General features: G+C 43.6%; 15 protein-coding genes. 12 read left to right on the top strand and 3 right to left on the bottom strand.

Going from position 1 to position 14392, the window contains the following annotated elements; all coding sequences use genetic code 11:
- The first annotated feature begins 6 nt into the window (after window positions 1-6).
- From E4663_RS09925 to E4663_RS09910, 4 genes are all read left to right on the top strand, one after another.
- Window positions 7-1065 carry a sensor histidine kinase gene (locus tag E4663_RS09925; protein ID WP_135327440.1) on the top strand — a complete coding sequence of 353 codons (1059 nt, stop codon included), beginning with the start codon at window positions 7-9 and terminating at the stop codon, window positions 1063-1065.
- Complete coding sequence (locus E4663_RS09920) at window positions 1062-1694, top strand: response regulator (RefSeq protein WP_135327439.1); 633 nt, start codon at window positions 1062-1064, stop codon at window positions 1692-1694. The genes E4663_RS09925 and E4663_RS09920 overlap by 4 nt, the downstream gene beginning before the upstream one ends.
- 123 nt (window positions 1695-1817) lie before the next feature.
- On the top strand, window positions 1818-2246 hold the full coding sequence (locus E4663_RS09915; RefSeq protein WP_135327438.1) for a disulfide oxidoreductase: 429 nt from the start codon (window positions 1818-1820) through the stop codon (window positions 2244-2246).
- Window positions 2243-2737 carry a thioredoxin family protein gene (locus E4663_RS09910; RefSeq protein ID WP_135327437.1) on the top strand — a complete coding sequence of 165 codons (495 nt, stop codon included), beginning with the start codon at window positions 2243-2245 and terminating at the stop codon, window positions 2735-2737. Before E4663_RS09915 ends, E4663_RS09910 begins: the two co-directional genes overlap by 4 nt.
- Before the next feature lie 93 nt (window positions 2738-2830).
- On the opposite strand, the gene E4663_RS09905 is transcribed toward E4663_RS09910, so the two are convergent.
- The gene (locus E4663_RS09905; RefSeq protein ID WP_135327436.1) at window positions 2831-3334 is read right to left on the bottom strand and encodes an antibiotic biosynthesis monooxygenase family protein; all 504 of its coding nucleotides are present in this window, start codon (window positions 3332-3334) and stop codon (window positions 2831-2833) included.
- A 97-nt stretch (window positions 3335-3431) separates the two neighbouring features.
- On the opposite strand from E4663_RS09905, the gene E4663_RS09900 reads away from it, so the two are divergent.
- The 6 genes from E4663_RS09900 (at window position 3432) to E4663_RS09875 (ending at window position 11368) form a co-directional block, all read left to right on the top strand.
- Window positions 3432-5600: a transglycosylase domain-containing protein gene (locus E4663_RS09900; RefSeq protein WP_241657145.1), complete on the top strand. Its 2169-nt coding sequence runs from the start codon at window positions 3432-3434 to the stop codon at window positions 5598-5600.
- Between the two features lie 106 nt (window positions 5601-5706).
- Window positions 5707-6744 (top strand): uroporphyrinogen decarboxylase, encoded by a 1038-nt coding sequence (gene hemE, locus E4663_RS09895; protein ID WP_079480687.1) that lies wholly within the window; start codon window positions 5707-5709, stop codon window positions 6742-6744.
- A 13-nt stretch (window positions 6745-6757) separates the two neighbouring features.
- A complete protein-coding gene (gene hemH / locus E4663_RS09890) occupies window positions 6758-7687 on the top strand; it encodes a ferrochelatase (RefSeq protein WP_135327435.1) in 930 nt (309 codons plus the stop codon).
- Between the two features lie 7 nt (window positions 7688-7694).
- Window positions 7695-9089, top strand: coding sequence for a protoporphyrinogen oxidase (gene hemY / locus E4663_RS09885; protein WP_135327434.1), 1395 nt, complete (start codon window positions 7695-7697; stop codon window positions 9087-9089).
- Window positions 9090-9351: 262 nt separating this feature from the next.
- Window positions 9352-10368 carry a LacI family DNA-binding transcriptional regulator gene (locus E4663_RS09880; protein WP_079480684.1) on the top strand — a complete coding sequence of 339 codons (1017 nt, stop codon included), beginning with the start codon at window positions 9352-9354 and terminating at the stop codon, window positions 10366-10368.
- Window positions 10369-10594: 226 nt separating this feature from the next.
- The gene (locus E4663_RS09875; protein WP_135327433.1) at window positions 10595-11368 is read left to right on the top strand and encodes a TerC family protein; all 774 of its coding nucleotides are present in this window, start codon (window positions 10595-10597) and stop codon (window positions 11366-11368) included.
- A gap of 114 nt (window positions 11369-11482) precedes the next feature.
- Here the strand turns inward: E4663_RS09875 and yhfH are convergent, their stop codons facing one another.
- Window positions 11483-11611, bottom strand: a complete 129-nt coding sequence (yhfH, locus tag E4663_RS09870) for a protein YhfH (protein ID WP_079480682.1) — start codon at window positions 11609-11611, stop codon at window positions 11483-11485.
- Between the two features lie 119 nt (window positions 11612-11730).
- On the opposite strand from yhfH, the gene E4663_RS09865 reads away from it, so the two are divergent.
- Both E4663_RS09865 and E4663_RS09860 read left to right on the top strand, forming a co-directional pair.
- Entirely contained in the window at window positions 11731-12462 is a 732-nt protein-coding gene (locus E4663_RS09865; RefSeq protein ID WP_135327432.1) for an MBL fold metallo-hydrolase, read from the top strand.
- Window positions 12463-12526: 64 nt separating this feature from the next.
- Window positions 12527-13528, top strand: coding sequence for a lipoate--protein ligase (locus E4663_RS09860; protein ID WP_135327431.1), 1002 nt, complete (start codon window positions 12527-12529; stop codon window positions 13526-13528).
- An 18-nt stretch (window positions 13529-13546) separates the two neighbouring features.
- Here E4663_RS09860 and E4663_RS09855 read toward each other — a convergent pair whose 3' ends face one another.
- Entirely contained in the window at window positions 13547-14302 is a 756-nt protein-coding gene (locus tag E4663_RS09855) for a metallophosphoesterase family protein (protein ID WP_135327430.1), read from the bottom strand.
- Window positions 14303-14392 lie beyond the last annotated feature (90 nt).

Genomic DNA, 14392 nt, shown 5'->3' with positions numbered 1-14392 from the left:
GATAGCATGCTTACGAAGCTAAACCGTATACGGTACACCTACATCCGGTCCCACTTCTATGCTTTTTCCTTGGATTTCTTCCTTCTCCTTGCACTGCTTCTAGCTGTGCATGTCTGGTTTGGACCAAAGTGGCTGACCGTGGAGGCCGTTGTGTTTTTTATCATTTGTTTTGTCATCATAGGTGCCTTCACTTCTCTGTTAACTGGATTTCAGTTCAGTACCGCGCTTAAACATCGAATGGATCGTTTATCGACAATGATCAGGCAGTTGTCGAGAGGAGAGTACACGTTCCGAATACCAACAGAAGATCAAGAGGAAATGACTGGGCTCAGCGAAGAGTTAAACGAACTAGGTGGGAAACTGGAATACCAGAAAGAATCCTTGGTAAAGCTCGCCGATGAAAAAGCGGAGCTAGCAAGGTCCGCTCATAAGGCTGCTACAATCGAAGAAAGGCAGCGCTTAGCGCGTGACTTGCATGATGCTGTCAGTCAGCAATTGTTCGCCTTGACGATGATGGCTCAAGCAACAGAACGCATTCTTGAGAAAAAGCCTGATAAAGCAAAGAAACAACTTCATGAGATTACACAGATGGCACTGCAGGCCCAAACAGAAATGCGGGCCCTGCTTTTGCACTTAAGACCTGTGCACTTGTCCGGAGATTCGTTAACGTCTGGGATCGAGTCCCTGGTTGAAGAGTTGAAACAAAAGTGTTCTTTAAAATTTCACCTCGACATGGAAGACTCGCCCAACTTATCCAAAACGGCAGAGGAGCATGTGTTCAGAGTTCTTCAAGAAGCCTTATCGAATATATTAAGACATGCGAATGCATCGAACGTTACGATCAATATATCTTCCAGCGGACGGGAAGTGTTCGTTCATATTGCAGATGATGGGAGCGGTTTTTCCCTTGCTGATCATAAAGATAATAAGGCATCTTACGGCCTTAAAACGATGCGGGAGCGATGTGAGGAGATTGGTGGAGAGTTTTCGATACGATCAAGGGAAGGGGAAGGGACTTATATAGACATACGGATTCCGATGATGGAAAAGGAGGAAATAGGATGATTCGTGTTCTTGTAGTAGATGATCATGACGTGGTGCGTAAAGGTGTAATTGCATACTTAGAAACAGAAGACGACCTGGATATCATAGGAGAAGCATCAAGTGGCTACGATGGGGCGGCTCTAGCTAAAGAATTGAAGCCGGATGTCATTTTGATGGATTTGATGATGGAGCAGGGAGACGGTATTGAGGCGACGGAAGAGATTATGAAGAGCGAAACGTGCAAGATCATCATATTGACGAGTTATTATGATGACGAGAAAGTATTTCCGGCCCTTGAAGCAGGAGCGTTCAGTTACATGCTGAAGACGTCTTCTGCTGATGAGATTGCAGAAGCGATTCGGAAGGCAGCAAGAGGAGAGAATGTCATCGAAGAAAAAGTCGCATCCAAAATGATGACACGTTTTTCGAAGAAGAAAGCTCCCCATGAAGAACTGACCAATCGTGAAATGGAAGTGCTGTTGTGCATAGGGGAAGGTTTGACGAATCTGGAGATCAGCGAAAAGTTGTACATCGGCATCAAAACCGTCAAGACACACGTCAGTAACATTTTGAGTAAATTGGATGTGCACGATCGCACTCAAGCTGCCGTCTATGTCCATCGGAATCAACTTCTTAAAAAACCGCTATGACGAGCGGTTTTTTGCTTGAATTCATACATATTTAACAGATTAATGGACTTCTATGAAAAGTATTTTGTTTTCGAGAGATTTACTTGTATAATAGCAAAAGAGAGAGGTAGAAAGGAATATTATATGAAGAAAGTTAGCGAAGAGACGTACTTATTTATTGCCTGGGCAATAGCGCTTGTCGCTATGGCGGGAAGTTTGTTTTATTCTGAATTCATGGGTTTTGAGCCTTGTGAATTTTGCTGGTACCAGCGAATCTTGATGTATCCACTCGTCCTCATTTACGGGGCTGCCTTATGGAAGAAGAATAGTGAAATTGCTCTGCCGGGAGTGATCATGAGTGGGATCGGGATGTTTGTCTCCACTTATCATTATTTATTGCAAAAGGTTCCTGGATTTGCTGAAGGCGATGCATGTGGAACAGTATCTTGCAGTGCTCAATATGTGAATTATTTTGGATTTATCACCATTCCGTTTATGGCGGGAACAGCATTTGTTATAATATTCGTAACCCATATGACGTGGGTCTTTCAAAAAAGGAGAACTACTAAATGAAACGTAATATGATTATTTTTGCGACCATTTTAGCTGCTTTGGTCGTTGTGTTAATTGTCGTTGTGAATTATCAAAATAACGAGAAGACAGAAGGCAACCCTTATGGGAAGTCTAACCTGGACCAAGCGACGATCGATCAATTAGATGATCCGAATTATCAAAATCTGATTATGCCGGAAGAATTAGAAGAGAAGATGGAAGCGGAAGAAGAATTGACAGTCTACTTCTACAGTCCGATTTGTATTCACTGCCAGCGTACGACTCCGATTGTTGTTCCTATGGTGGACAAGCTAGGGGTAGACTTGAAGAAGATGAACTTGTTGGAGTTTCCGGAGCAAGGAGCGAAGTATAATATACAATCGACTCCTACTATCGTCCACTATGAAAATGGGGAGGAAGTAGCCCGCATTGTTGGCGAGCAGCCTGTAACCGCATTTGATAACTTCTTCCATGAAAAAGTATTAGAAGATTCGAATCAAGAAGAAGAGTAAAAAAAGTGAGCGGTCTTGTGGCCGCTCACTTTTTTCAGAGTAAGAATAGAGTCCTATCGGTCACAGGAAAGGTAGGACACTATCCTATCTTACTTAAGATTCTACATCTACCATGTGGTATTTTGTAATGTAAGCATCCCCATCAATGAACGATGGTTTTTTCTTATGTTTTGGACCGGATTTCTTATGCGCATCATCGAAGGATTGGGAATTCTTCCAGTCTTCAAAGTCTTGTGCATTTCTCCACTGCGTTAAGACGACGTATGTGTTACCTTGCAATGGCCTTAAAATACGAATGGCTTGAAACCCTTCTCGGTTCTCAACATTCCCTGCTCTGTTTTTGAAACGATCTTCGAAAACAGGACGTCCTTCATCGGCTACAGGAATGTTGTTCATCACCACATAGCCTTCTGGTTTCATGTTGCCGACATAATCAACGGTTTCGTATTCGCGGCCTTCCTCAAAGACGGACTTCTCTCCTTCGCAATAAGCGATGGCTTTATCCTGGTCTTGCATAAAAAAGAGAGAAGCATCTGGATGTTTTGATTTCAATTTTGATAGAAAATCGATTGTACCACTTGTCATTGAAACTTTCATAAATCCTTGTCTCCTTTCCTACGTTACAATCAGTGTAGCAATAGAAAACGAGGAGTAGCAAGTTTGAAGCAATCGGAATAGAAAGGATGCACGAACGGTGAACATCAAAGAGAAACTGAAACAGTTGCCTCCATGGACAAAACATTTGAAATGGCCTGGTATTGCCGCTCTTATTTTACTTTTTCTTATGGTTGCAGGGATTGTCACAATCTGGTTTGGCGGCCGCTTTGTCGTGGAGGAAGAAGCCCTAGTTATGGATGAATTGACGACAGTCGAGACCGAAGACGGGCAATTAATCGAGCGAATCTATTCGAAAAATCGTGAGATCGTAGAGGGCTCTGAAATTCCGAAGCATGTGAAAGATGCGTTCGTATCGATTGAAGACCAACGCTTTTATGGTCATTCAGGTGTAGACTTGAGAGCCATTATGAGAGCTTTGTATAAAGATATTTTAGCAATGGAGAAGGTAGAAGGCGGGAGTACCATCACGCAGCAATTAGCTAAGAATTTGTTTCTTTCCAACGATAAGACATGGATGAGGAAGACGAAAGAAGTAATGGCCGCTATATATTTAGAGCGTAATTATACAAAAGATGAGATTTTGAGTTTCTATTTGAACCGGATCTACTTTGGTGAAGGGGCCTATGGTGTCCAGTCAGCTGCCAAACATTATTTCAATAGGCCGGTATCAGAACTGACAGTTGCCCAAGGTGCTCTGCTAGCTGGTCTGCCGAAAGCGCCTAACTCCTATTCTCCATTCGATCATCCAGAAGCATCCATCCAAAGGCGTAACTTAGTATTATCGGAAATGCAGGAGTATGGAGCGATTTCGGTCGATGTGATGAAACGCATGCAAGGGTCCACCCTGGCAACAGAACAAGTAGAAGACTCTAGTGAAACATGGTCGAACAGCTACGTGGACCTTGTCATCGATGAAGCAGCGGAGAAATACCATATGTCTCGTGACGAATTGAAACGAGGCGGTTACCGGATCGTGGTGGCTATGGATCCACAAATACAAAGGATTGCTGCAGAAGAGATGAAAAATGGAGAGTTCGTACCAGGATCAAACGGACAGGTCGAGGGGGCATTTACTTTAGTAGATAACGATACAGGCGCCCTTGTCGCAGCGGTCGGTGGACGGGACTACAAACATGGTGACTTGAACCGTACGCAATTGAAGCAACAACCTGCTTCCACAATCAAACCGCTTGCTGTTTATGGTCCTGCTCTAATGAAGGAGGAGTACCAACCATTCAGCGTGTTACCGGATCGTAAGCAGACATTCAGCGGCGGATATTCACCTGGTAATTACGACGGTAACTATGAAGGGGAAGTATCTCTTTATCAAGCTTTGATCGAATCGAAAAACGTACCTGCAGTATCTCTCTTAGATCAAATCGGGGTCGATTACGCAAAAAGTTATTTAGACAAGTTGGGTTTACCTACGAAAGATGATGGCCTCGCAATTGCACTAGGCGGATTGTCAGAAGGCTATACACCTATCCAAATGGCTGCTGCCTATCGCAGTTTTGCAAATGGTGGCAAGGCATCGGAAAGTTACACGATTGATAAAATTGTCGATCGCTACGGAAAGGTGATCCATGAGCATCAAGGTAAGGAAGAACAAGTCTTTGATGCAGAAACTGCTTGGAATGTGACCGAAATGCTTCAGACAACGGTACAAGAAGGGACCGCAAGTTCTGGGACTTACCCGAAAGCACTGGCTGGAAAGACTGGAACACAGCAAGGAGAGAACGGGAACAAGCATGTCTGGTTCACTGGTTTTACTCCGGAATTTTCCGGCGCGTTATGGATGGGGTATGATCAGTCAGGGGAAGGATACAGTGTTCAAGGCAGTAGTGCCTATCCGACCAGGCTCATGAAACAGATTCTCTCGAAGGTCGACCAACAACGCCCATTAGCAGAGTCGTTCCAAACACCAGAGGGACTGGAGAACCTTCCGAAACCAATTCAATTACCTAAGCTCACAGAAGCAACAGGTTCCCTTGATTTGGCAGGACTTGCGACATTCAGAGGTACTCTCCAATGGAACGCCTCCCAAGATGATCGGGTTGTTTACCGTATTTATAGGGAAGAAGACGGAGAAGATGTGAAGGTGGGCGAAGTGACAGGACAGTCCTCTTATCTAGTCAATGCCTTACGCATTTTTGATGAGACGAGTTATTATGTGGTGCCTTACGATCCACTCACGCAACTTGAGGGAGAGCCATCTAATATCGTCACGCTCGAGTGGAACTTTTAAAAACAAACAAAATCATGACATTTTGTTCATTTTTCTATACAGATGACCAATAAATCGTTATAGTGGAAAACGGATAAAGACGAACGTGTTAAAGGAGTCAGAACACATGAATAAAATTGAGAATGACACAATTCTGCGGGCTTTCCGCGGCGAAAAGACAGAGCATACTCCGGTTTGGTTTATGCGTCAGGCTGGGAGATCACAGCCGGAATACAGAAAACTGAAAGAAAAATACTCTTTGTTTGAAATTACGCACCAACCTGAGTTGGGTGCCTATGTCACTCGTCTCCCTGTAGAGCAATACGGTGTTGATGCTGCCATTCTTTACAAAGACATCATGTCACCGCTTCCTTCTCTTGGTGTAGATGTCGAAATCAAAAAAGGAATCGGCCCTGTAATTTATAATCCGATCACTTCTAAAGCGGATGTTGAGAAATTAGGGGAAATCGATCCTGAATCGGATGTTCCTTATGTATTGGATACCATTCGTTTACTGACTAAAGAGCAATTGACTGTTCCATTGATCGGTTTTAGCGGAGCTCCTTTTACCCTTGCGAGCTATATGATTGAGGGAGGACCTTCAAAGAACTATAATAAAACCAAATCTCTAATGTACAGTGAGCCGATGACATGGTTCGCACTTATGGATAAGCTTGCTGACATGACAATCACGTATGTACGCGCGCAGGTTAAGGCAGGCGCGAAAGCTATTCAAATCTTCGACTCCTGGGTCGGCGCTTTGAATGTCGAGGATTACAGAACGTACATTAAACCTGTTATGAAACGAATCTTTGAAGAGCTTCGTTCAGAAGGGGTTCCGTTGATTCTCTTCGGGGTAGGGGCACGTCATTTAGTCCATGAATGGAATGACCTTCCAATCGATGTCTTAGGTTTAGATTGGAGAATGTCCATCACAGAAGCTCGCCAAGCAGGCATTACGAAGCCTCTGCAAGGGAACTTGGACCCTTCCATCCTATTGTCTGATTGGGATGTGATCGAAGAGCGTGCGAAACGGATTATCGATGAGGGACGAGAGCATCCTTCCCATATCTTCAACTTAGGTCATGGGGTGACGCCGGATATTCAACCAGAGACGTTGAAACGGTTGACTCACTTGATTCATGAATATTCCAAATCGAATTAAGAGGTGAACAGACATGGCAAAAAAACAAATGGGCTTACTCGTCATGGCATACGGTACGCCATATAAAGAAGAAGACTTAGAAAGATACTACACACATATTCGCAGAGGGCGTAAACCTTCTGATGAGATGCTTCAAGACTTGCGTGATCGCTACGATGCGATTGGCGGCATTTCTCCACTAGCGAGCATTACAGAGAACCAAGCAGAAAGCATTAAAGACGCATTGAATGAAAAGCAGGACGAAATTGAGTTTAAATTATACATCGGCCTAAAACATATCGAACCATTCGTTGAGGATGCTGTCGAGCAGATGTCTAAAGACGGAATTGAAGAAGCTGTTTCGGTCGTACTTGCACCGCACTACTCTACCTATAGCGTGAAATCCTATAACGGTCGCGCACAGGAAGAGGCAGAGAAGCACGGAATAACGATTCGTTCCGTGGAAAGCTGGTACGATGCACCTGGCTTTATCGACTATTGGAAAGAAAAAATTGAAGTAGAATATGCGAAGATGAGTGAAGAGGAAAAAGAGAAAGCTTGTCTTATCGTTTCTGCACACAGCCTGCCTATGAAGATCTTAGAAGGTGGAGATCCTTACCCTGATCAATTGAAGCGTACTGCTGAATTGATTTCTGAAGCCACTGGTATCACCCAGTATGAAATCGGTTGGCAAAGTGAAGGCAATACACCGGATCCTTGGATCGGACCAGACGTCCAAGATTTAACGAAAGATCTATACAACGAGAAAGGCTATACATCTTTCGTATATGCTCCAGTCGGTTTTGTATCAGATCACTTAGAAGTGCTTTACGACAATGATTACGAGTGTAAGGTTGTTTGTGATGAGATTGGTGTGAATTACTACCGTCCTGAAATGCCGAACACAAACCCTAAATTCATTGATACGTTGGCGGACGTCGTCATGAATCAAGTGGAGAAGTAAAGATATCATGACAGAGCAGAAACGCGTAGTTGTTATTGGTGGAGGCATTGCAGGTTTGACAGCAGCCTACCGTCTTCAACAAAACGGTGCACAAGATGTAAATGTCCAACTGGTAGAAGCGAGTGAACGGCTCGGAGGTAAAATTCAAACCGTAAGAAAAGACGGGTTCACCATTGAACGTGGGCCCGACTCATTTCTGGCTCGTAAAGAAAGCGCTACCCGACTCGCGAATGATGTTGGCTTGAAGGACAAGCTTACGCCGAACGGTACGGGGCAGTCCTATATTCTAGTAAACAATAAGCTTCACCCGATGCCGAGCGGTTCCTATATGGGAATTCCGACACGGATTCGTCCGTTTCTATTCTCTGGCTTGTTCAGCCCGTTAGGAAAAGCAAGGGCCGCCATGGATCTCATCAAATCTACCAAGTCTGTTGATGAGGATCAGTCTCTTGGTTTATTTTTCCGTAGAAGATTAGGGAATCAGGTTGTCGAAAACTTGATTGAACCTTTACTATCAGGTATTTATGCAGGTAGTATCGATGAGCTGAGTTTAGAAGCTACTTTCCCTCATTTCTATGACTTGGAGCAAGAGCATGGTAGTCTCATTAAAGGGCTCAGGAAAACAACCACTGTGAGTAAGCGGAAAAAAGGGGAAAAGAAACCGAGTATGTTCCGGACGCTTCAAGGAGGACTTGAGTCGTTAGTTGAAGCGGTTGAAAGCAAGCTAGAACCAGGAACAGTCTTGAAGGGTACCAAAGTAGACCATATCGAGAGAAAGCAAGATCATTATCACATCATGTTGAGTGACGGCAGCGTCATGGAAGCAGATTCCATCATCATGGCTGTACCGCATTTCGCTGCACAACGCATGTTATCGCAATACGATTTTTTAGAACCTTTCAAAGAAACAAACGCAACTTCTGTTGCTAACGTGGCGATGGCTTTTGATGAGTCCGCCATCAAGAAGGACATTGATGGTACCGGCTTTGTCGTCTCTAGAAACAGCGACTTCCGTATCACAGCCTGTACATGGACGCACAAGAAGTGGCCGAACTCAACCCCAGACGGTAAGGTGCTGTTACGTTGTTACGTAGGAAAGCCGACAGACCAAGAAGTCGTTGACTATTCAGATGAAGAAATCGTAGAGATAGCATTGAAGGATCTAAATCAAACTATGAATATCACAGAGAAACCGGAATTTTCCATTGTGACACGGTGGCACGATTCCATGCCTCAATACAAAGTCGGTCACAAAGATCGGCTTAATGGAATTGAAGAGCAGTTGCAAAGGGAGTTGCCTGGCGTTTACCTCGCTGGTGGGTCCTATCGTGGAATCGGACTTCCTGATTGCATCGACCAAGGGGAAGCGGCAGTAGCAAAAGTGTTGAACTATTTAAGCTAGATCTCAGAAAAACGACTACGATCTGTAGTCGTTTTTTTAATTCGGATTTAGTTTGGGGACGGTTCTCGTGTTTGGTCAGACACGAGAACCGTCCCCAAACTAAATTCCCAAATTAAATTATTAACCATCAAGGTAGAGTCTATCAAAATCGCGGAAAGTATTCGAAAATTATGAAAGGGCTTGCAAGAATGGTGAATGATTAGTATTATTTTATATGGAAACGTTTTCAAGAGCAGGTAGAATTCTAGTAGGGGGAATATGAATGGCTACCATTGAAGATGTGGCGAAACTGGCTGGCTTATCTCGAACCACGGTGTCACGTGTCATTAATGATCAGCCTTACGTCACAGAAGAGAAAAAACAGCGGATCCTGCAGGCTATGGATGAGCTTGGGTATGTGCCGAATTCATCGGCTCGCCGCTTGAGAAGCCAACGGACCGATACGATTGCAGTCTTGCTTCCACGAATCACCAATCCGTTTTTTGCGAACCTTATTGAGTCGATGGAGAAGAAAGCTTCCCAATGGGGATACCAAGTGATAGTTTGTCAGACCCATGATTCTGAGAAGAAAGAACTCGATTATTTGCAGTTATTGAAGACGAAGCAAGTGGATGGAGTTGTGATGACTTCTTTGTGTAATGATTGGGAGGTAATTGAACCATACTTAGAATCTGGTCCAATTGTCCTCTGTAACGAATACATGGAAGAGATGGCTGTGCCGATGGTTCATATGGACCATAGAAAAGCCGCCTATGAGTCAACGATACACTTAATAGATCAAGGTTGTAAGAATATATCATATGTCAGTGGCGGATCTGATACTTACTTAGCCGAAGAACGGAAAACTGGATTTCTCAAAGCGCTGGAAGAGCGTGCTCTTCCGTTTCTCGAAGCAGCTTCGGTAGATTGGGCTATTCATGTGGAAGATGGTCGGAAGGTTTTCAACCACATAAAGGATCACCATCCAATCATAGATGGAGTGTTTACAGGTTCTGATGAAGTCGCTGCAGGTGTCGTATACGAAGCAGTACAAGCCGGGTGGAATGTACCGGACGATTTGGCGGTGGTCGGATTTGACAATCAAATGCTGTCACTCTTAATGTTTCCGTCTGTTACGACAATCGACCAACCCGTTGCAAAAATGGCGGACAGGACCATTGAAGTGTTAGTGCGCCAGTTGATGAATCCTAGAGCGAATAAAGCGAGACGCTATATTTATTCTCATAAACTATTAGTAAGAAACTCCACATTGAAGAAGCAACTCGTAACAAATTTGTGAGTTCGGAAGCATCCCTTCTTTAGCTTGACCGTTTCTAGTTAACTTGGTATGTTAATAACGTTCATGAAAAAGGGGAGTAGCTTTTACAGTATGGTCGTCAACTCAGAGTACACGTTGATACTCTCGGCTTTACTGGCAGCTTTATAAGTTGTTAGCAAGACCTTTGCCTTATGGTAAAGGTCTATTTTGATGCGTTTGGCATCGCTACTTCGAAGGGAGAAACATAATGGAATCCATTTGGTTGGAATACGCGTGGACCTTGTTGATTCTTATTGGCCTCGAGGGTCTGCTTTCTGCGGATAATGCGTTAGTGCTTGCAGTGATTGCAAAGCATTTACCAGAAGATCAGAAAAAACGTGCAATTAATTATGGGATAATTATTGCATTTGTATTTAGATTTGGAGCTTTGTTCGCAATCTCCTTTATTGCGAATGTATGGCAGGTACAGGCGATTGGTGCTGCTTATCTCATTTATCTTGGAGTCAAAAACATTGTCAGCCGTGATGAAGAGGAGGGAGAAGAGTCTTCAACCGTCAAGAAAGGCAAAGGGTTTTGGCCGACAGTTGCCAAGATTGGTGCAGCAGACTTGGTCTTTGCGATCGATTCGATCCTAGCTGCCGTTGCTCTAGCACTTGCTCTTCCGAATTCTCCACTACCACAGTTTGGTGGAATGGACGGTGGTAAATTTATCGTTGTCATAACAGCCGGAGTTGCAGGGTTGGTCTTGATCAAATTTGCAGCGACTTGGTTCGTGAAGTTGTTGGAAACTCGACCGAGTCTTGAAACAACCGCTTATCTCATCGTAGCGTGGGTGGGTGTGAAGCTTGCTGTCATTACAATGTCACACGAGCAAGTCGGCATTCTTGATTCTCACTTCGCGCATAGTTTAGGCTGGACGATAACTTTCTGGGGAGTCCTATTATCGATTGCTATCGGAGGATGGCTCTTATCAGGAAAGCAGCTCAGTCAATCGGAAGAAGGGCACTACGAGAAATACTAATCATACAAAGCCCAGGACATGTGTCCTGGGCTTTTTTAGCATAAAAAAAGCAGCTTAGGACTAAGCTGCTCCAAAATTGTGGTTCCTTTTCTATTTATTTGTGGAATACTACCATTAGCGAGCTGGGTGGTCACAATCGTCACAAAGGTTGCCATAGCAATCTGCTTGTTCTTGGATGACATTGCCACAGTTGGAGCAGTGTTTTTTTGGCAGGTTACGGAAGAACTCAACGATACTGATCATTAGGAAATCCCCTCCAAAATTTTATTGTAAAGCCATTGTATTATAACAATATGCATAAATCAACAATCTGTTATAAAACAATGTACAAATAGGAAAAAAGATGCAGGGAGTGTGTGGAAATGAAGGTAACAGTTGTTGGTTATTGGGGCGCTTATCCTGCTGCAGGAAGTGCGACCTCAGGATATTTGTTTGAAAAAGATGGATTTAGAATGTTAGTGGACTGCGGTAGTGGTGTGCTTTCGAGAGTGCAACAGTTTATAAAAGTGTCTGAGCTTGATGCTGTTGTGTTATCGCATTATCACCATGACCACATTGCTGACATCGGTCCTTTACAATATGCAAGTCTTGTTCAAAATAACTTGAACGACACGGATTATGTTCTCCCCATTTACGGTCATAAGGAAGATCAGGACAAGTTTGCAGCATTGACTCATAACTTTACGAAAGGCCATGCCTATGATCCAGCTGGAACCCTCCAAGTCGGTCCATTTACTATAGAATTCCAAAAAACGAAGCATCCCGTTGTTTGTTATGGGATGAGAATCACCGATGGGGATAAAAGCGTTGTTTATACAGCAGATACTAGTTATATAGAAGACTGGATTCCGTTTGCTCAGGAAGCGGATCTCCTCATTACAGATACAAACTTTTATAAAGGAATGGACGGAGCCAAAGCTGGTCATATGACGAGTGAAGAGGCAGGAACCATTGCTCAGGAAGCGGGAGTAGAGACGCTATGGTTAAGTCATCTTCCCCATTTCGGACAGTTGACGAGACTAAGGCAAGAAGCAGAAGATGTGTTTAGTGGGACGATTCAATTGGCAGAGGAAGGACTGTCATGGAGCGGGTGATTGTCTATTCATGTCGAAACGATTACAATAAGGACAGAAGTGTTAGGGAAAGGATGATATAACTATGCTTTTTATTGATCATGAGGGGATTAACGACCCTAGAATCAATCTCGCTATTGAAGAGTATGCCTTGAAGAATCTTGATATTAACGAAACCTATCTGCTGTTCTATATCAATGAGCCGTCGATCATCATTGGTAAGAATCAAAATACGGTAGAGGAGATCAACACGAATTACGTAGAGGAAAATAACATTCACGTCGTTCGCAGACTTTCAGGTGGCGGTGCCGTTTATCATGACTTAGGCAATTTGAACTTCAGCTTTATAACAAAAGATGATGGAGACAGCTTCCACGATTTTGCGAAATTTACGGAGCCTGTTACAGAAGCACTTAAGAAAATAGGAGTTAATGCCGAACTGTCGGGACGTAACGACATCGAGGCAGAAGACGGCCGTAAGATATCCGGGAATGCACAATTTTCAACGAGAGGTCGAATGTTCAGCCACGGTACATTGATGTTTGACTCTGAGATTGAGAACGTCGTATCGGCTTTGAATGTTAAGACTGAAAAGATCAAATCCAAAGGGATCAAATCGATTCGCAGTCGTGTTGCGAACATCTCTGAATTCTTAGAGGAAAAGATCTCGATGGAAGAATTCAAAAACTTGATTCTCCGTTACATTTTCGATGTAGAAGATGTGAAGGACGTACCGCAATACAAGCTGACAGAAGAAGATTGGAGCGAAATCTACAAGATTGCGGATGAGCGCTATAAGAACTGGGATTGGAACTACGGGAAGTCTCCTAAATTCAATATCCAGCATAATAAACGCATTGAAGGTGCGGGGACGTATGATGTGCGCTTAGACGTTACGAAAGGCTATGTGAAGAATGCTAAAATTTATGGAGATTTCTTCGGCGTAGGTGATATCAGTGATGTTGAAGAAAAACTGATCGGAGCAAAATATGAACGTCAAGCTCTTTCAGATGCTCTTGATGATGTTGATATCTCCCACTACCTCGGAAAAATTGGCAAAGAAGATTTCCTGGATATGCTTTATTGATCACGATGGTGAATCAGTTCATTCTGATTCACCATTTTTTTGATCGAGTTGTCCCCCGTGAAAGATGTCTAAAATGAATTCCCGGTCAGGAACTTTCAACTTATGGTAAGACTTTAAGAAAGCCTCGTTATCATAGTGAGCTTCCTGGATGTTGACCTCCAGCTTATCGCCCTGACAATCTACGATAGCATAAGGGGCAGTCGGTCGGTTGTTACAACCGAGAGCACCAGGATTAATAAATATGGTCTCTCCTTCATAATGGTGCGCTGGGTGATGATGTCCAAATCCGATCAAGTCAGCGGATACACTCCGGAACATCCTTTCCATCCTCTTCAGCGACGGCGATAGGATTTTATGAAAGGGGTCTTCACTTATAGGAGCCTCGGGTTTTGCCAACGCATAGTGTGTAAAATGCAAACTATACCCCTTCCATTCTACATCTATTGTTCTTGGTAATTCCTCCAAAAGTGGGATGAAGCGTTGATCCAAACGGTCTGCAATCCATTGGTGATGTGCTTTAACGTGACCATGACTTTTTGGATAGGGCTCGTCTTTTGCAACCGTTAAAACGGCTTCGTCGTGATTACCAGTGATCACAGAGACATCATTCCTTGAGAAAAGCAGTTCCAACACTTCATTGGAGTCCGGTCCGATTGCAAGTAAGTCTCCAAGAACATAGAGGTGCTCGGGGTTATGGATTTCATCCAGTTCTTGAAGCACAGCCCTTAGTGCGGGGGCGTTTCCATGGATGTCCGTTAATAGAGCGATACTCACCTATATTCCTCCTTTTGGTATTACTTTACCATATCCATAAGGGAGGGAGGACGGTAAAGAAAGATTGATTATTAATATTCAGTATTTTAT

Source organism: Halobacillus salinus, from assembly GCF_004684905.1.
Classification (GTDB): Bacteria; Bacillota; Bacilli; order Bacillales; family Halobacillaceae; genus Halobacillus; species Halobacillus salinus.
Note: the sequence above shows the minus strand (reverse complement) of the source record. Positions and strands in the feature narration are given on the sequence as shown.